This is a genomic window from Shewanella algae (genome assembly GCF_009183365.2).
GTDB classification, from domain to species: domain Bacteria; phylum Pseudomonadota; class Gammaproteobacteria; order Enterobacterales; family Shewanellaceae; genus Shewanella; species Shewanella algae.
Genome location: NZ_CP068230.1, coordinates 4,872,294 through 4,890,000, shown reverse-complemented (window position 1 = coordinate 4,890,000; position 17,707 = coordinate 4,872,294). Strand labels below are relative to the sequence as shown.

The following is a 17,707-nucleotide window of genomic DNA, read 5'->3' as shown; positions in this document are numbered from 1 at the left end:
GTGTGACGCCTGCCCGGTGCCGGAAGGTTAATTGATTGGGTTATCTTCGGAGAAGCTCATGATCGAAGCCCCGGTAAACGGCGGCCGTAACTATAACGGTCCTAAGGTAGCGAAATTCCTTGTCGGGTAAGTTCCGACCTGCACGAATGGCGTAATGATGGCCACGCTGTCTCCAGCCGAGACTCAGTGAAGTTGAAATTGCGGTGAAGATGCCGTATACCCGCGGCTAGACGGAAAGACCCCGTGAACCTTTACTATAGCTTGGCACTGAACATTGACCCTACATGTGTAGGATAGGTGGGAGACTATGAAGATGAGACGCCAGTCTTGTTGGAGTCAACCTTGAAATACCACCCTTGTAGTGTTGATGTTCTAACCTGGGCCCCTAATCGGGGTTAGGGACAGTGCCTGGTGGGTAGTTTGACTGGGGCGGTCTCCTCCCAAAGAGTAACGGAGGAGCACGAAGGTTGGCTAAGTACGGTCGGACATCGTACGGTTAGTGTAATGGCATAAGCCAGCTTAACTGCGAGACAGACACGTCGAGCAGGTGCGAAAGCAGGTCATAGTGATCCGGTGGTTCTGAATGGAAGGGCCATCGCTCAACGGATAAAAGGTACTCCGGGGATAACAGGCTGATACCGCCCAAGAGTTCATATCGACGGCGGTGTTTGGCACCTCGATGTCGGCTCATCACATCCTGGGGCTGAAGTCGGTCCCAAGGGTATGGCTGTTCGCCATTTAAAGTGGTACGCGAGCTGGGTTCAGAACGTCGTGAGACAGTTCGGTCCCTATCTGCCGTGGGCGTTGGATGATTGAGGGGAGCTGCTCCTAGTACGAGAGGACCGGAGTGGACGAACCGCTGGTGTTCGGGTTGTCATGCCAATGGCATTGCCCGGTAGCTACGTTCGGAATCGATAACCGCTGAAAGCATCTAAGCGGGAAGCGAGCCCCAAGATGAGTCATCCCTAGGGCCTGGAGCCCTCTGAAGAGCCGTTCGAGACCAGGACGTTGATAGGCAGGGTGTGTAAGCGTTGCGAGGCGTTGAGCTAACCTGTACTAATGACTCGAGAGGCTTAACCATACAACCCAGATGGGTTTTACGGACTTGAAGAAGTTAGATACTTGATTGAAGTTTGAACTCAGGCTCTGAAAAGAGCACAGCTTTCCAGATTACCAAATATGTCTGGTGACAATAGCATTGTGGTCCCACCTGATCCCATCCCGAACTCAGAAGTGAAACGCAATCGCGCCGATGGTAGTGTGGGGTCTCCCCATGTGAGAGTAGGTCATCGCCAGACGCCCAATTTTATTTTCACTTTTTAAAAAAAAGTGGAGACAAAACAGTAACAAAAAAGCCCTAGCATTTAGCTAGGGCTTTTTTGTTTGTCTCGCTTCCAGCGAGCATGACTTAACATGCAGCCCAAAGCTGCTGGCGCAGTGTGTGCCCCTCAGCTCGCAGCCAAGCTGCTTCGCGCTACAGCCATCTATCAAGCTGTGCTTGATGAGCAGATGTCTTTCGCCCCCATGTGAGATGGTGCTGTGGAGATATTGAGAATGGCTCGACCCGTTTGTTTGGTCAGATTTATCCAGTCTCTGGAGCACAAAGATTTCACCCAACCGGTATCCTCAATAAAGGTACTCGTGGCTTCTTTGGGTTTGGAACCTATGGATTTTGCTTAGCCCCACCCCATTCATCCTGCTCGTGATGTCTACTCCCCCCCTTATTCAGGCGAAAGCCGCTTTGGGTTGTTTGCCCTTAGCATTCCCTGGTTGTTTAAGCTTCCTACCTGCATTACCTGGCAGCGTCTTTGAGCACGAAAACAATTTTGAAGTTAGACTCTTTGCCTGTAAGTTAATTTGCCGTTAGCATTAAGCGTTATGTGTGCCTTCTTGTCATGAGCATCAAGGATTTCATTTGTGAAGATGCCAAGGCCTGCCATGGCCTATGTTGTTCCTTTTTGTGTATTTTTTATTTATCTCTGTCTTGTTGCCGGGGAGTATTTCTATGAGCGTCAGTCACTGGAGTCTGAGGCTGCTTCGGTTCAGATAGAACAACTCAAGAAAGAGCTGTTCAGGATGCAGCATCTTGTTGAGAAGGCTGTAGGTAACCACAACCTGGATAGCGTTGCTGAAGAAATATCTCTGGCGGCAACCGACTTCAATATAATGGTGTATATCCTGCTTGATGACACCAGCCTTATTCGCCACGCCAATCATGTAGTCTGGCGCGACAGCAGGGCTTTGCAGGTTATCGATGGCTATTCTATGGAACTGCAGCGGCAAGTGGTCAACTCAGGTAAACCCTTGATATTTGCCAATCCGGATCGACTATCGATACAAGCCTATTACCCTATTGCAGCAGAAGCACCCGTGGGCTTTGGTGAAAAGGTCGAGCTAATCTACCTGGAATATGATTTGTCACCGGCAATGGCTAAGGTGACAGATGCTCTTAATGTACGGTTTATGCGGGTTTGGGGCTTGGGAGCCTTGTTCGTTTTGGGCTTTATGCTGGTGTTGCACTTTATGCTGATCCGCCCTTTAAGAAGCCTGGTTTGGCAGGCCCGGAAAGGTGAGAGCAGTTCTTTTCATATAGATAGTCCGTGGCTTTTCAGCGAAATACGGGTGCTGCAGGATTATTTACATCAGAGTCAACAGAAGTTGCAGCGAACCCTGAAACAATTGAGAGACAATGAACAACGCTGGTTATTTGCGGTGGAAGGAACCCGCAATGGGATCTGGGATTGGAACATCGCCAGCGGCGAAGTTTTTCTGTCGGACCGCTGGAAAGAGATGATAGGTTATGGTCCTCATGAGCTTGAAGGGCTTTATTCTACTTGGGAAAGTCGACTTCATCCCGATGATAGAGAGGCGGTGCTGTCGTCTCTACAGGCCTACCTCAATGGTGAAACCGAGGCGTTTGAGAGTGTTCACCGTCTGCGCCATAAAGAGGGGCACTATATCTGGGTGCTGGACAGGGGAATGTTGGTTGAATGGGATGAGCAGGGGCGCCCTTGCCGGATTATCGGTACCCATGCTGATGTGTCGGATGATGTACGTAATCAGCAAGCTCTGGCCCATTTAGCCAATCATGATGCATTGACTAACTTGGCTAACCGTCGCGCCTTGATGGACGCCTTGTATGAGCAGCAAAAGCACTGTCACAACAGCTTGCAGTGTGCAGCGCTGTTTCTTATCGACTTGGATAATTTCAAAACCATTAATGACACTCTAGGGCATCACTTGGGAGATCGGCTGTTGATACAGCTGGCCGCTCGTTTCTCTGGCTATTTTACTGCCAATACTTTGGTTGCCAGGTTAGGGGGAGATGAGTTCGTTATCCTGGCAAAAGACCTGACCCAAGACAAAACCACAGCGGCAAGGCGGGCCTTGGCGTTGGCCAGTGAGATCAGGCTGTTGGTTGCCAGACCCTTTAATATCAGTGACAAGCAGCTGCATGTGTCTGCCAGCATTGGTGTCTGCCTGTTCGATGATCAGGATGATATTGATGCCGAGGAGCTTTTGAAGCGAGCCGATATGGCTATGTTCCAGGCCAAGGAAGGCGGAAGAGATAACTGCATGATCTACAACTCCGAGATGGAGGTTAAGGCTCACCAGAATCTGCTGATCCAGAATGAGTTGCGCTATGCCATCGAGCGGCAACAACTCTCTTTGGTTTATCAGCCAATAGTCGATTCCCAGGGGCAATTGACAGGGGCAGAGGCGTTATTACGCTGGCAACATCCGCAACAGGGGAATATTTCGCCGGCGGACTTCATTCCCATTGCGGAAGGCAGCGGCCTTATCAGTGAGATTGGCCATTGGGTCATTCTTGAAGTTTGTCGCTTCATTCGTGAGCAGCAGGCCAAAGGTATAAAGGTGCCCAAAATTGCCATTAACCTCAGTGCCAGGCAGTTTAACCAGCCTGAGTTTGTGGAGCGCCTGATCGCCTTGTTGAAGGCCCAGGGGATTGCTACGGATGCATTGGAGCTGGAGTTGACTGAGTACGCCCTGTTGACCAACTTGTGCATCATGAATACCCGAATCGATCTGTTGAAGAAGGCTGGGATATCTGTGGCGATAGATGACTTTGGCACAGGTTACAGCTCGTTGAGTTATTTACAGAACCTGCCTCTATCCAGATTGAAGATAGATGCCTCTTTTGTGCAGAAGATAGGCTCGGGGCGTAGTGCGGATGCTATAGTCAGGGCCATAGTCGAAATGGCCCACAGCCTGGAGCTGAAAGTGGTTGCAGAAGGGGTTGAAACGGCTCAGCAAAGAGCCTTTTTGAACCAGCTCGGCTGTGACAGCTTCCAGGGATATCTGTTCAGTCAGCCTCTGTCTGAGACTGAGTTCGCGACTCTGTTGCATGCGCCGAAGCATGAGTTACCGTGCGCTGCGCCAGGAAGTTGAAAATAATACTCAGCACCTGCTCACGTATTGCATCGATTTCAATAAAGAGTTCATGCCTGGCTCCCGTGATCTTTTCCAGTATTACCTCGGGGCCAATCGCAGCGATTTGCGCCTGGTTATCGACGATAGTGTCCTGCTCAGCTTGTAGAATGAGGATCGGGACCTTGGACTCTCTGGCTGCGGTGATGGTCTTCTCGCAAGCATCCAATGCTTCTATCAACCACTGATTGGTGGGCGAGCCCAGTTGGATCTCCGGACGTTGCCGGCATAAATCCAGTAAGGCCTGATACCGGCTTTCGCTGTGGGTCAATTGATTATCTTTAAACTCGAGTGGACGATAATCATGGCCGGATAACACGTAGTTGGGCTCGGTATGCGGGCCATAACTATTGAGTTTCCCCGCCAACCAACGTACGAAGTTGCGCGGCATTGGCAAACGGATCCCATACATGGGGGCAGAGAAGGCCGCGGCAGTAAATCTCTGGGGATATTGCTGCAAATACAGAGTTCCTATCGCTCCTCCCATGGAGTGGCCTACCAGAAAATACTGTTCATATTGGTTTGAAACTACTACTTGCTCAACGAAACAGTGCAAGTGATCAACATAGTCCTGAAACTTATCTATGTGCCCTTGGTGAGGATTGGCGGTTAGCCTGCTGGATAGCCCTTGCCCAATATGATCCAAGGCGTAGACACTAAAACCTTGCTGATAGAAGTCATGGATCAGCTCCCGATACTTGAGATAACTCTCAACCCGGCCATTGCTGATGACGACGGCCTGTTTCGCCTTTGGGTGGCAAATATAACCGTAGGCCAGCTCTTTACCGAATCCCACTGCCAGCTTGGCATGGGTGACACCTTGCCAGAAAGTCTCCAATTGAGACAGGGTTGAAGCGGGTTCTGCGTTGCGGGCCTGGGTCGTTACCATCCAATATTTCCTGATCTAAAAAAGCCAGTGCTCAAAGGCACTGGCCGAGTGTATCAGAAACAGGGCTTCATTGCTGTGAGGCGATAAAATCGGCTATCTGTTGTTCCAGCACAGACATGGGCACAGAGCCCTGTGCCAAAACTGCATCGTGGAATTGGCGGATATCGAACTTTTCCCCCAGGGCGTCTTCTGCTTGCTTTCGCAGACGTTTGATAGTCAGCTCGCCAATCTTGTAGGCCAGCGCCTGCCCAGGCCAGGAGATATATCTGTCTATCTCTGTGGTGACATTGTGCAGCGACAGAGCCGTATTACCGGCCATAAAGTCTATTGCCTGCTGACGGCTCCAGCCTTGGGTGTGCATACCTGTATCGACTACCAAGCGAGCGGCGCGCCACATCTCGTAAGTCAGGCGTCCAAAGTTGCTGTAGGGATCCTGATAAAAACCCCCTTCCAGCCCCAAATATTCACTGTATAGTCCCCATCCCTCGCCAAAGGCCGAGATATAGCTGTAGCGGCGAAAATCGGGCAGTTGCTCCAACTCCTGATTGAGGGAAATCTGCAGGTGGTGACCCGGAACAGCTTCATGCAGGGTGAGTGCTTCCAACTCATAGAGAGGGCGCTTATCCAAGGCATATGTGTTCACCCAATAAAAACCCGCCACAGTCTCCGAGTTGGAGCCGGAATAGCGCCCGGTTGTATATTTGGGGGCAATTTCTGCCGGTACAGGGGCTACGCCATAGGGTTTGCGTGGCAGCTTGCCAAAATAGCGTGGCAACATGGCGTCGGCTTTTTTGGCAATATAGGAGGCCTCTTTGAGCAGTTGCTCCGGCGTGCTCACATAAAAGCGTTTGTCTGTGCGCATAAAATGCAGAAACTCGGCAAAGCTGCCTTTAAAACCGGTTTGTTTGATGATCTGTTCCATCTCGGCGCGGATCCGTTTTACTTCACTCAGCCCCAGTTGATGGACTTGCTCAGGCGTCATATCCAGAGTGGTGTAGTACTTGACCCTGTTTTCATAAAAGGCCCGACCATTGGGCAGAGCTGATGCGGCAATGCTCTGACGGGCGCCAGGGATATATTCCTCGATCATAAAGTCGTAGAAGGCTTGATAGCTCGGTAACACATGCTGCTCGACACTGACGTACCCGGCATGGCTCAGTTCCTGTTTAAGATTGGCAGAAAAGTGTTCTGGAAACGTCTCAAACGGCTTGAAATAGCTGCTTTGCTGCACTGGTACCATATAGGCCTGAATACTCTGTTCAAACCCTCTCAGTACAGATTGCGGCTGAGTGATGCCCTCGGCAAGCCCTTGGCGCATCCAGTGTATCTGTTGCTGGAAGTAGCGCGGCAGAGATCGCAGCTTCTGCAGGTAATGACGGTAATCGGCTTCTGTCTTGAATGGCCCGAAGGCCATAGAAGCAATGTAAGCGTGAAAGCCACTCTCTGAGGTAATCGGCAGGTAATGGGCCTTGAACCTGAAGCTATCCACGCTCTCCTGCAATTGGTATTCGAGAATACTGGTATTGATGGCGGCTTCTTTGCTCAGCTGTTCTCTGGGTATGGCCTTTAGCCGTTGCAAAAGTGCTGAATTGGCCGCAGCATCGGCCGCCAGAGCTTCAGCTGACAAGTCTGCTAACTTACCCGCGGCCGAGTCATCGCCAAACTGGAAGGCCATCTGTGGGCTTTCTGCCAGCCTTTGCTGCCAGGCATCGGCTATTAGCTGCTGGAGTTGGCTATCGGCTTGGGATAGTTGCTTGCCTATTTCTGGCGTGTTGGCTTCATGAGTAGGGTGTTGGCAGGCGCCCAAGAGTCCGGTGAGCAATAGGGGTAGCAGGAGTTTTTTCATTTGATTTTGTTCCTTTTTTATCCTTGAGAACGGATTATGCCTCAAGCTTGGTGGCAGCCCCAGCCATTCGAGCTCACCTTTTGGTAACAAAGCCTGTCTGCAGACTAAGAGGTGTTAACAAAAGGCGTGTTACACTTAAGCGTCCCCAGACCAAAAAATAACTAAATTGGCGGGGTAGTTCATACAGGGGTTATTTTTATGATTGATACTTCAATTCCGTTGGTCGATTTACATCGCCATCTGGACGGTAATGTCAGGGTTGAGACCATATGGGAACTGGGTCACCAACATGGCATTGCCTTGCCGGCGGCCTCGCTTGAGGCCTTGGCACCTTATGTACAGATCCAGGGTAAAGAATCCAGCCTGGTGGCTTTCTTGAAAAAGCTGGACTGGATGGTTGCCGTGCTGGCCGATTTGGATGCGGTAAAGCGGGTGGCCTATGAAAATGTCGCCGATGCGGCATTGTCCGGGTTGGACTATGCCGAATTAAGGTTCAGCCCTTACTACATGGCAATGAATCACAAGCTGCCGATAGAAGGCGTGGTGGAAGCCGTTGTTGATGGTGTAAAAGCCGGGCTCAAGGACTATCAGGTTAAGATAAAACTGATAGGTATTCTGTCTCGCTCATTTGGTCAGCAGGCTTGTACTCAGGAGTTGGATGGCTTGCTCGCGCACAGGGAGTCTCTGGTCGCGGTTGATTTGGCCGGTGATGAATTGGGTTTCCCCGGTGAGTTGTTTAATGAGCATTTCAAACGGGTACGCGATGCTGGGCTTCAGATAACGGCTCACGCCGGAGAAGCCGCCGGTGCCCAAAGCATGTGGCAAGCCATCAAGGAGTTGGGGGCGACTCGCATAGGCCATGGGGTCAATGCTATTCATGATCCCAAATTGATGGAGTATCTGGTGGAACACAAGATAGGTATCGAGTCATGTCCCACCAGTAATCTACATACTTCTACTGTGAGCAGTTATCAAGAGCATCCGCTGCGAACCTTTATGGAAGCCGGTGTGCTGGTTGGCTTGAATACCGATGATCCAGGCGTCAGTGCCATAGATATCAAGCATGAATATCGTGTGGTTAAGCAGGAGATGGGCTTCACCGACGCTGAGTTGGCCAAGCTGCAGCGTAATGGCGTGGAGATGGCCTTCCTCTCAGACAGCGAGCGCCGGGAACTTTACGCCGCTAAAGCATAAAAGTTTGGTTAAGACACAAAAAAGCCGATGGATGATTCATCGGCTTTTTTATTCTACTCAGGGTTAAATTACCCGGGAGAACTGTTGCTGACGTGCCTTTTCTCGGAAGTAGACATCGAAACAGATACAGATATTACGGATCAACAGGCGCCCGGTTGGGCTGATGCTGATCTGACGGTTTTCAATGTTAACCAGTTTATCGTCGATAAAGGTTTGCAGCAGCTTGAGATCTTCGGCGAAGTACTCTTCAAACTGGATCCCCAGTTGTTGCTCCATCTTGACCATATCAAGCTCAAAGTGACAGATAAGCTGCTTGATCACCGCGCGACGGATTTCATCATCACGATTGAGTTTACAGCCTTTCCACAGAGCGTGGCCCTGCTCATCTATGGCTTCATAGTAAGGGCGAATATCTTTCTGGTTCTGCGCATAACAGTCACCAATCTGACTGATGGATGACACCCCTAGTCCAAGGAGGTCACACTCTTCCTGGGTGGTATAGCCCTGGAAGTTACGGTGCAATCGGCCTTCTCTTTGCAGCTTGGCCAGCTCATCATCGGGTTTGGCGAAGTGATCCATGCCTATGTATTGATAGCCGGCGCCGGTCAGGGTCTCAATAGTCTGATGCAGCATGTCCAGCTTCTGTTGTGGGCTGGGCAGGTGCTCATCTTTGATTTTTCGCTGGGCCGCGAAGCGGGCCGGCAGGTGAGCATAGTTGAATACAGACAGACGGTCTGGAGACAGATCCAGAATTCGCTGAATGGTTTCGGCAAAGGTTTCCGGTGTTTGATGAGGCAAGCCGTAAATCAAATCGACATTGGTAGAGACAAAGCCCATCTCTTTGGCCTTTTTGATCAGCGCAAAAATGAAGTCTTCATCCTGTTCACGGTTAACTGCTACCTGAACCTCTTTATTGAAGTCCTGCACCCCAATGGATATACGGTTGAACCCTGCCTCTTTGAGGGCATCCAGCATAGACAGTTCGATTTCTCTAGGGTCGACTTCGATAGAGTATTCACCCTGTTCGGCAAAGTTGAAGTGACTCTTCAATAGTGACGATAACTTGATGATTTGCTCTGGGTTAAGGAAAGTCGGTGTGCCACCGCCCCAGTGCATCTGAGTCACAGTGTAGTGCTTGAACAGAGGCGCCCGCTTGACGATCTCGGCTGCCAGGTACTCTATGTACTGATCGGCTTTGTGCTGATGCCGGGTGATTACCTTGTTACAGCCGCAGTAGTAGCACAGCTTGGCGCAGAAAGGGATATGGATATACAGAGACAGTTTGTCGCTTTTGCTGCCGGCTATGGCCGACAATAGATCGCCTTCGGTGAATGAGTCGTCAAACTCCAGCGCCGTTGGGTAGGAAGTATAACGGGGACCGCTGTAGTTATATTTCTCGATCATTGATTGATCCCAGCTGATATGAGTGGGCTGCTTCAAGGCGTGTCCTCCGACAGTAAATTAGCAATGAGCGAAGTATGCAGGGTTATAGCTCAAATAACCTTGATCCAGGTTGTAAAAATTACATGTACACAACTGGACGTTAGGGAATATCCATGAAAACGCTTTCGATGTCTGTTGTCTTATTGAGGTTTTGTGCACCGACTCACGCCGGGGAAGGGATTCAGCGGGTGCGATAGCTACTCGGCTGAATAGATAGAGGGTTATTAACCCACTATCTATTAAACTGACATGTTTGGGCCAAGAAGGCCATATGGGCAGAAGGTTTGAAGAGCGTTAGTGTAGAAAGCGCTGCCGACTGCTGAGAAGCAAGCCGGCAGTTGAAACCTTAGTGGGTTGGCTTTAGCTGAAACTCGGAGAGTTTCTTGGCATCGGCCAATATGCCTTGTTCCAGCTCGGCTTCAGACTTCATTCTGGCCAGGTCGAGCCGCATCCGTTCTTGCTTGGGCAACTGAGCCCTGGCCTCCAGAATTGGATGATCCTTGATGCGCTCAAAATGCATAAACACATCCGGGTAATCACCACTGACTCTTTCTGTCAGCGACAGCAGATCGAACAGTTTAACGATTCTGACCACTCCTTCAGACAACTCACAACGCTCTTCTGTCATTGCGGCAGCAATATAGCGAATATCGGCAAGCAGGGATGCCTGTTTAGCTTCCATAACCGCCTTTTGCTCAGCCATCGCTTGTTCTCTGGCTTGAGTTTGTTTCCTCAGACGCAGCAGCAACACTGTGGCATAGGCGCTGAGGCCTATGATGATCAACATGGCTAAGGTGATAAGGATAAACTGCATCCCGGCCTCCGTTAGTTGTCTTGGTATTGTTTCAGAAGCTCAGCACCGGATTCGAATTTCTCCAGCAATTCGTCATCGCTATGACCCTTGCTTGGGGCTTCATCGGCCTGATCCAAATCGGTAATGCCAAGTTTTTCCATCAATTTCTCTATCTTGGCCAATTGCCGCTCCAGCCATTGCTGGTCATCGGCGGCCAGTTCCCGTCCTTCTTCCAGCTGATCCAGCAGCTTATTCAGGCGCGGATCTTCCTCCAGTTGCAGCAGCAACTGTTCATCGGTCAGTTTGGGTTGTTTGGGCTGTGCAACCTTTTCTTTGACTATATCCAGAGCGACAGGCTTTTTACTGCCAAGGCGGATATCCTGTTTGTCAGAGCCAGCCCGCTTTTGCCCCTTTGGAGCAGCAGGGTTTTGGCGACTGCCCGCCTTATTGCCTGAATCCTGCTTCTTACGGGCCGGAGCGCGCTCAGATTTCTTGGTTCTGGGGGCTAGTTTGGGGTTGTTCTCGCCGACTTTACGGGTCTTTTTACTACGGGACATAATTCTCTCGATAAAAAGTAGTTGGTTGCGTCCGAACCGTGCCGGGTTCAGTCTACAAGCGGCGGTTCTGCATCAAGGTCGCGTGTTATAGCAGATCCTGATGTTTTTTGCATCAAGATGAAGTCCTGCGCTGCAAATATTAGCTTAAATTTACCCAGAGATGCCAAGTAAGCAAAAGTCTGCTGCTGGTAGAAGCTGACATGAGTCGGATTGTTCTTGTAATGCCATTTGGCAAACGCCGTCAAAGATGTCAGCAGCGGAGTGGATATGGCCAGCCAACCCCCTGGTTTCAGCAGCGTTTCGATTAAGCTCCACTCTTTTGCAGGGGTTCTGAAGTGTTCGAACACCCGAAAACAACAGATAAAGTCATATTGGTGGTGTAGTAGCTGGTGGTCTGCCGCAAAAAAGGGATCGAATTGTTGTAAATGGTGACCGGCGTTGCTGATCTGCTGCAGTCCTTCTTCGCTTAGCACCCGGCCGAAGTTGAGACCAAATAGCGGCGTGGGTTGCAAAGATTGAAGTTGTTCCAACAAGGGGTGGATAAAGCGTGCCAACTGCTTTTGCTTTCCTGCTTGGCGGGCTCTGCCGTAACGCTGTTTCTCGGCATCGGGTAACAAATAACTGCTGGAATCTGCAAACAACAGCCGACATTCGGGACAGAGATAAAAACCTCGTTTCTTATCCTGAAAGCTGAGTTCAGCATGATCGTTATGACACAGTGGGCAACGACGCATGGACTAATTAATATCTGCTCAACGGTGGTTAATAAATTATGCCATAAAAAAAGGCGGCAGTATGGCTGCCGCCTTATGATGGTGCTAACTAACACCCTATTCTGATTTCAAGTTTCCTTACTTGCTATGCGACTTTCCCGGTCGATATCCTTCTTTTTTTGACAGCTTTCCCTGCAGCTTTTCTCGTTATCGGTCTTCCAGACACTTTCTTGGGTTTCCTGCAAATAGCGATGGCCAAATTGGCTCATCATTATCCAGTCGTCTTCTGTGACGCCTAACAGACCATCCTTGTCTACTAAGTACCTTCCAGTGATAACAAGCTTCCAGCCAGTGCATCCAAAGCGCGTTGCTTCCTGTGCCAATGTTTGAGTCCTGCAAACATCTTCCTGTTGGAGCAAGTTCCCCTGTTAATTCGTAAGGACAATGCTAAAAAGCGGTTTGGCAAAATCGCCGGTTCCTTACTTTTATTGACCTGGATTTCAAACTGAAATCTCGACTCGTTATTATTATTTGCGAGTGGTCTTAGTAGTCTTATTGTTATTGGATTGCTTTATTCTTATATCTTGAATGTAAATTATACCGAAACCTGAATGTTGTTGGTAAAGTTTTTATACAAACAGATGGGTTTATTTCGGTACGGGCACATTAAACCTAAATCTGTGATCTGTGTCAAGCATTAATATTTTCAGTTTACGTAAACGTAAACTTTATGGCTTAAGAAAAGGGTGAAACGTCACCCCTTTCCAAGCTACAGCAAAAATTACTTCAGGCTGGAGATGTACTTGGCCAGCGCTTCAATGTCTGCATCATTCAGCTTTTTAGCTGTGTCCTGCATCATTCCGTTTAAGTCGTTATGACGGCTCTGATCACGGAACTTATTCAGCTGGATCTTGATGTAGTTGGCGTGCTGCCCAGCAACTGCCGGGAAACCGGCCAGTTCGCTGCCTTTGCCTTCAGGACCGTGACAAGCGGAACAAGCGGCTATGCCACGAGACATATCACCACCCTTGAACAGCTTCTCGCCGGCATCAGGAACATCCTTAACTTCAGCAACCTGCAATGTTTGGCTGGCAAAATAAGCTGCAACATCGGCAATATCCTGATCGCTCAAGGCTACCGCCATGCCGCCCATGATAGGATCCATACGGCCATCTTTGCCACCGGTTTGGGCTGCACTACGAAACTCCCGCAGCTGTTTTTGCAGATAGGTTGTGTGCTGACCAGCCAACTTGGGATACATGTCGATCATGCTGTTGCCATCAAGGCCATGGCAGGCAGAGCAGACAATGGCTTTGGTTTTTCCCGCTTCAGCATTACCTTCAGCAATCGCAGGTGAAGATATGGCGGCGACTACAGACAGCGCAAGGGCTAACTTTTTCATGGCGTTCCAACTTCTTTCGTTAAATTATTGTCCTGAGCTTACTAGGGTGACCCGCAAGCGTGGTAAAATACAAATAATGTGATCGGGCTAATATTTTACACGAAAACGTGGAAAAGTAAGCAAGTCTTCAATATTTATGCTATCACCCAGCAAAATTCCGGAGTCAGAAGTGACAGCAACTCGTATCGATTTTCGCAAGACAAAATTCCTTATCAGTGCGCCTGATATTGCCCATTTGGACAAGCACTTACCGGGCGACACCGGCGTGGAAATCGCCTTTGCCGGTCGCTCAAATGCCGGTAAATCAAGCGCTTTGAATGCTTTGACCGAGCAGAAAAACCTTGCAAGAACCAGTAAAACCCCAGGTCGTACTCAACTGATCAACGTGTTTGAGCTCGATGAGCAGCGCCGTTTGGTGGATTTACCCGGCTATGGTTTTGCTCAGGTACCACTGGCCATGAAGCTCAAATGGCAAGAGTCGCTGGGTGAGTATTTACAAAAGCGTGCCTGCCTGAGTGGTGTGGTGGTGCTGATGGATATTCGCCATCCGTTGAAAGACTTGGACTTGCAGATGATTGAATGGGCTGTTGCCAGTGAGATCCCTGTGCTGGCACTGCTGACCAAGGCTGATAAGCTGCCACAGAGTGCCAAGATGAAGACGGTCAATGAGGTACGTAAAGCGCTGGCTGACTTTGGTGATTGGGTCAGAGTCGAGCCTTTCTCATCACTTAAGGGAACCGGGAAACCTAAGGTTCTGGCGATTCTGGATGAGTGGTGCCATCCAGCTTGGTTGGAGCAAGAAGAGAACGAACAAGAGTGATGGACTCAAACTATGCAAACGGCAGCCATATAGGCTGCCGTTTTTGTATCTGCTGTGTGTGCCGGGAGAATTCAGGACAAAAAAAACCGGCGACTCAGTCACCGGTTAAATTAGCTCTTTTGGGGAGAAGCTAAAATTTCAACAAGACTCAAGTACCATCAAACTTGGACTTCGATGGCTCTCAATGGCGGTAGCATAACGCGAACTGAATCAGTTTTAAAGTAATTACTCTAAAAAATATTGCAGACGAAAAAAAGCCCCAGCAAATGATTGCTGGGGCGCCAGAATTTGGCTGATCACTAAAAGTGAAATAAAGGTCTGAAAGATAGAACATCTTAACCTCTGTACCCTACGCCGAGAATAATACTGTATTTATCTCTAATGGGAAAACTGTTTTTTCAAAAAGACGACAATAATGTGCAGTCGATCACAAGAATCGTTGGCTAGAAAAGCGCCTTTTGATCTTTAAATTACAAAAATGAGCTTAAAATGCAGGCTTTTAGCGTTTTTTTGTCGATTTTTTGCCAAAAATTGTTGTTTTTAGTTCAGGTAGGGTAGCTAATGACGGGAGCAAATGCGGATAATCATAGCCTTGTGTTCAAAACACAAAAAAGCCATCCCGAAGGATGGCTCTTGATGGAATAGATAGATTATCAGTGAGCCTGATCCCAGCTGTCACCCAAGCCGGCTTCGGCCAGCAAAGGTACATCCAGGGTAGCGGCTTCAGCCATGAGTTTGCAGATCTGTTGTTGCAGCTCTTCGGCTTTCGCTTCATTGACTTCAAACACCAATTCATCGTGAACCTGCATGATCATGGTGATTTCCCCCTTGGTATCAGAGGCTATCCAGTCGGCAACTTTGATCATCGCCTTCTTGATGATGTCGGCTGCTGTTCCCTGCATAGGAGCGTTGATTGCAGCCCGTTCTGCGGCTTGACGCCGCATGGCATTGCGATCACGGATTTCCGGCAGATACAGGCGCCGACCAAAGAGTGTGGAGACATAACCTTGCTCGGCAGCGAGTGCCCTGGTCTCTTCCATATACTTGAGCACGCCGGGATAACGCTTGAAGTAGGTATCCATATAGCTTTGTGCTTCAGTGCGGGGAATATCCAGTTGGCGTGCCAAGCCAAAGGCGGACATGCCATAGATAAGACCGAAGTTAACCGCCTTGGCCCGTCGGCGCTGCTCTGGAGTGACAGTTTCAAAAGCCACATCAAAGACTTCAGCCGCCGTTGCTCTGTGAATATCTTTACCCTCGGCGAATGCCGCCAGCAGGCCGGCATCCTGGGACAGGTGAGCCATGATCCTGAGTTCAATCTGTGAGTAGTCGGCGGCCAGAATCTTGCGCCCTGAAGGTGCGATAAAGGCCTGACGAATTCTGCGCCCCTCTTCGGTGCGGATAGGAATATTCTGCAGGTTAGGGTCGCTGGACGACAAGCGGCCGGTGGCAGCGTTGGCTTGATGATAGCTGGTATGCACCCGGCCGGTTTTGCCATTGATCATCAGCGGTAACTTATCTGTATAAGTGCTCTTGAGCTTGGTCAGGCTGCGATGCTCGAGAATGATCTTTGGCAATGGATAATCCAGCGCCAACTCTATCAATACCTCCTCGGCGGTTGATGGCGCGCCTTTTGGAGTTTTCTTGATCACCGGATAACCCAGCTTTTCGAAGAACAGCGCCTGCAGCTGTTTGGGAGAACCCAGATTGAACTTCTCTCCGGCTATCTCATAGGCTTTTTGCTCCAGTGCATCTATCTTTTGTGCCAGCTCATCACTCTGCTGCGACAGTTGCATACTGTCGATCAACACTCCGTCGCGCTCCATCTGTGAGAGCACCTGAATAAGCGGCAACTCAAGTTCGGTGAAAACGTTGGCTAACTCTTGCTCCCGCTCAAGCCTTGGCCACAGGTGTTGATGTAGCCTGAGTGTGATATCGGCATCTTCGGCGGCGTAAGGCGCCGCTGTTTCCAAAGGGATCTGGTTGAATGTCAGCTGCTTGGCGCCTTTACCGGCAATATCTTCGAAGCTGACACATTTGTGCCCCAGATACTTGAGCGCCAGGCCATCCATGTCGTGTCTGGATGCTACAGAATTGAATACATAGGATTCGAGCATGGTATCGAAGGCGACACCGGCCAGTTTGATACCGGCATTGGCCAGAATACTGATGTCATATTTCAGATTTTGACCGACTTTCTTTATCTCGGGATCTTCGAGAATAGGCTTGAGTTTGGCCAATACCCCTTCTCTAGGCAGCTGCTCGGGGGCATCCAAGTAATCGTGTCCCAGTGGCAGATAGGCGGCTTCTCCAGCCTTGACGGCAAAGGATAAACCCACCAGTTTGGCGTCCATATAGTTGAGGCTGGTGGTTTCAGTATCTACCGCCATCAGTTCGGCATCGGCCAGCTTTTTCAGCCATTTTTCCAGTGCGGTTTCTGTCAGTATGGTTTCGTATTCTGTCTCTATAGTGACTTGAGATGGAGTTTCTTCCTGAGTCTCTGGCGCTGCTGTGTTGGCCGCCTTGGGGTGCGGCATCTTGTTGTCCAGAACTTCTGCCAACCAACGCTTGAACTCCATCTCGCCGTAAAGCTGTGTCAGTTGGTCTTTATTGGGCTCGGTAATATTGAGTTGATGCCAATCCAAATCCAGCTCGCAATCTGTTTTGATAGTTGCCAGATCGTAGGATAGTTGCAGCATCTCAGCATTGTCGGTGATTTTCTTGGCCATGGTCTTGGCACCACGGAAGCCAAGTTCCGTGACACAATCCGGTTGCTGCAGTAGCTTGGCGACACCACCAGCCCCTGTCAGCATGGCCAACGCGGTTTTCTCACCCACACCAGGCAGTCCCGGGATGTTATCGGCCTTGTCGCCCATCAGTGCCAACAGGTCGATGATAAGCTCGGGGCCGACGCCAAATTTACTGGTGACCTCTTCCGGTCCCATTATGGTGTCTGTCATTGTGTTGATCAGGGTGACATTGTCATCCACCAGTTGCGCCATATCCTTATCGCCTGTGCTGATCAGAATGGCACGGCCTTCCTTACTGGCCCTGGAGGCAAGAGTGCCTATCACGTCATCGGCTTCAACCCCGGGAATACAAAGGAGTGGCAGGCCAAGAGCCTCGATGATGGCATGCAGGGGGGCTATCTGACTTCGCAGATCATCAGGCATTGGTGGCCTGTGGGCCTTATACTCGGCGTACATCTCGTTACGAAACGTGGGACCCTTGGCATCAAAAACAACCGCCATCTGTTGTGGCTTGTATTTGCCCAGCAAGCTGCGCAACATATTGACTACGCCATAAACAGCCCCGGTAGCTTCACCCTTGGAATTGGTCAGGTGAGGTGGTGCATAGTAGGCCCGATAGAGGTAGGAAGAACCATCCACAAGGACGAGGGGGTTTTCTGCTATTGTTGGCATAGTTTTGTTTCAATCTAAGCTGTCTTAAGTGCTGCTAAGCATGCCATATCAAGGCATTTTCGGCCATGACAAAATCACCCACAGCCTGTGGATAAGTCTGTGAGTGAAAAAATCAACATAGAGAAAGGCGGTAGAGAACAACATAAAGTTGTTTTTATAACTTGTTGATATTTATTTGT

The 17,707-nt window shown here is 49.8% G+C and carries 12 protein-coding genes and 2 rRNA genes (1 of these 14 running past the window's edge); 5 read left to right on the top strand and 9 right to left on the bottom strand.

Annotated features, from left to right (window positions below; all coding sequences use genetic code 11):
* From E1N14_RS21835 to E1N14_RS21825, 3 genes are all read left to right on the top strand, one after another.
* Positions 1 to 1,081, top strand: a 23S ribosomal RNA gene (locus E1N14_RS21835) (it extends 1,812 nt beyond the left edge of the window).
* Positions 1,082 to 1,182: 101 nt separating this feature from the next.
* Positions 1,183 to 1,298: ribosomal RNA gene (gene rrf, locus E1N14_RS21830) — 5S ribosomal RNA — on the top strand.
* 625 nt (positions 1,299 to 1,923) lie between these two features.
* Positions 1,924 to 4,410, top strand: a complete 2,487-nt coding sequence (locus E1N14_RS21825) for a putative bifunctional diguanylate cyclase/phosphodiesterase (protein ID WP_037436276.1) — start codon at positions 1,924 to 1,926, stop codon at positions 4,408 to 4,410.
* Here the strand turns inward: E1N14_RS21825 and E1N14_RS21820 are convergent.
* On the bottom strand, positions 4,325 to 5,338 hold the full coding sequence (locus E1N14_RS21820; protein ID WP_062793649.1) for an alpha/beta fold hydrolase: 1,014 nt from the start codon (positions 5,336 to 5,338) through the stop codon (positions 4,325 to 4,327). The genes E1N14_RS21825 and E1N14_RS21820 overlap by 86 nt on opposite strands.
* Positions 5,339 to 5,405: 67 nt before the next feature.
* Positions 5,406 to 7,184 (bottom strand): DUF885 domain-containing protein, encoded by a 1,779-nt coding sequence (locus E1N14_RS21815; RefSeq protein ID WP_037436247.1) that lies wholly within the window; start codon positions 7,182 to 7,184, stop codon positions 5,406 to 5,408.
* 198 nt (positions 7,185 to 7,382) lie between these two features.
* On the opposite strand from E1N14_RS21815, the gene add reads away from it, so the two are divergent.
* A complete protein-coding gene (gene add / locus E1N14_RS21810) occupies positions 7,383 to 8,378 on the top strand; it encodes an adenosine deaminase (protein ID WP_062793650.1) in 996 nt (331 codons plus the stop codon).
* 63 nt (positions 8,379 to 8,441) lie between these two features.
* Here the strand turns inward: add and hemN are convergent, their stop codons facing one another.
* The 6 genes from hemN to E1N14_RS21780 form a co-directional block, all read right to left on the bottom strand.
* Positions 8,442 to 9,818: an oxygen-independent coproporphyrinogen III oxidase gene (gene hemN, locus E1N14_RS21805; RefSeq protein WP_025009061.1), complete on the bottom strand. Its 1,377-nt coding sequence runs from the start codon at positions 9,816 to 9,818 to the stop codon at positions 8,442 to 8,444.
* A gap of 349 nt (positions 9,819 to 10,167) precedes the next feature.
* Positions 10,168 to 10,635, bottom strand: coding sequence for a DUF2489 domain-containing protein (locus E1N14_RS21800; RefSeq protein ID WP_025009062.1), 468 nt, complete (start codon positions 10,633 to 10,635; stop codon positions 10,168 to 10,170).
* Between the two features lie 11 nt (positions 10,636 to 10,646).
* A complete protein-coding gene (yihI, locus tag E1N14_RS21795; protein WP_025009063.1) occupies positions 10,647 to 11,171 on the bottom strand; it encodes a Der GTPase-activating protein YihI in 525 nt (174 codons plus the stop codon).
* A gap of 47 nt (positions 11,172 to 11,218) precedes the next feature.
* The gene (locus tag E1N14_RS21790) at positions 11,219 to 11,905 is read right to left on the bottom strand and encodes a methyltransferase domain-containing protein (RefSeq protein ID WP_025009064.1); all 687 of its coding nucleotides are present in this window, start codon (positions 11,903 to 11,905) and stop codon (positions 11,219 to 11,221) included.
* 107 nt (positions 11,906 to 12,012) lie between these two features.
* A complete protein-coding gene (locus E1N14_RS21785) occupies positions 12,013 to 12,267 on the bottom strand; it encodes a hypothetical protein (RefSeq protein WP_025009065.1) in 255 nt (84 codons plus the stop codon).
* Between the two features lie 398 nt (positions 12,268 to 12,665).
* The gene (locus E1N14_RS21780; protein ID WP_025009066.1) at positions 12,666 to 13,286 is read right to left on the bottom strand and encodes a c-type cytochrome; all 621 of its coding nucleotides are present in this window, start codon (positions 13,284 to 13,286) and stop codon (positions 12,666 to 12,668) included.
* A gap of 169 nt (positions 13,287 to 13,455) precedes the next feature.
* Between E1N14_RS21780 and yihA the strand changes: the two genes are divergently transcribed.
* Positions 13,456 to 14,106 carry a ribosome biogenesis GTP-binding protein YihA/YsxC gene (yihA, locus tag E1N14_RS21775; protein ID WP_025009067.1) on the top strand — a complete coding sequence of 217 codons (651 nt, stop codon included), beginning with the start codon at positions 13,456 to 13,458 and terminating at the stop codon, positions 14,104 to 14,106.
* 653 nt (positions 14,107 to 14,759) lie between these two features.
* Here yihA and polA read toward each other — a convergent pair.
* Positions 14,760 to 17,528: a DNA polymerase I gene (polA, locus tag E1N14_RS21770; RefSeq protein WP_025009068.1), complete on the bottom strand. Its 2,769-nt coding sequence runs from the start codon at positions 17,526 to 17,528 to the stop codon at positions 14,760 to 14,762.
* Positions 17,529 to 17,707: the final 179 nt, after the last annotated feature.

What these genes read in the sequence shown, in the direction of transcription:
- E1N14_RS21790 (WP_025009064.1), bottom strand. Translation starts at nt 11,905, where the DNA reads ATGCGTCGTTGCCCACTGTGTCATAACGATCATGCTGAACTCAGCTTT.
- polA (WP_025009068.1), bottom strand. Translation starts at nt 17,528, where the DNA reads ATGCCAACAATAGCAGAAAACCCCCTCGTCCTTGTGGATGGTTCTTCC.
- E1N14_RS21815 (WP_037436247.1), bottom strand. Translation starts at nt 7,184, where the DNA reads ATGAAAAAACTCCTGCTACCCCTATTGCTCACCGGACTCTTGGGCGCC.
- E1N14_RS21780 (WP_025009066.1), bottom strand. Translation starts at nt 13,286, where the DNA reads ATGAAAAAGTTAGCCCTTGCGCTGTCTGTAGTCGCCGCCATATCTTCA.
- E1N14_RS21820 (WP_062793649.1), bottom strand. Translation starts at nt 5,338, where the DNA reads ATGGTAACGACCCAGGCCCGCAACGCAGAACCCGCTTCAACCCTGTCT.
- E1N14_RS21800 (WP_025009062.1), bottom strand. Translation starts at nt 10,635, where the DNA reads ATGCAGTTTATCCTTATCACCTTAGCCATGTTGATCATCATAGGCCTC.
- E1N14_RS21825 (WP_037436276.1), top strand. Translation starts at nt 1,924, where the DNA reads ATGCCAAGGCCTGCCATGGCCTATGTTGTTCCTTTTTGTGTATTTTTT.
- yihI (WP_025009063.1), bottom strand. Translation starts at nt 11,171, where the DNA reads ATGTCCCGTAGTAAAAAGACCCGTAAAGTCGGCGAGAACAACCCCAAA.
- add (WP_062793650.1), top strand. Translation starts at nt 7,383, where the DNA reads ATGATTGATACTTCAATTCCGTTGGTCGATTTACATCGCCATCTGGAC.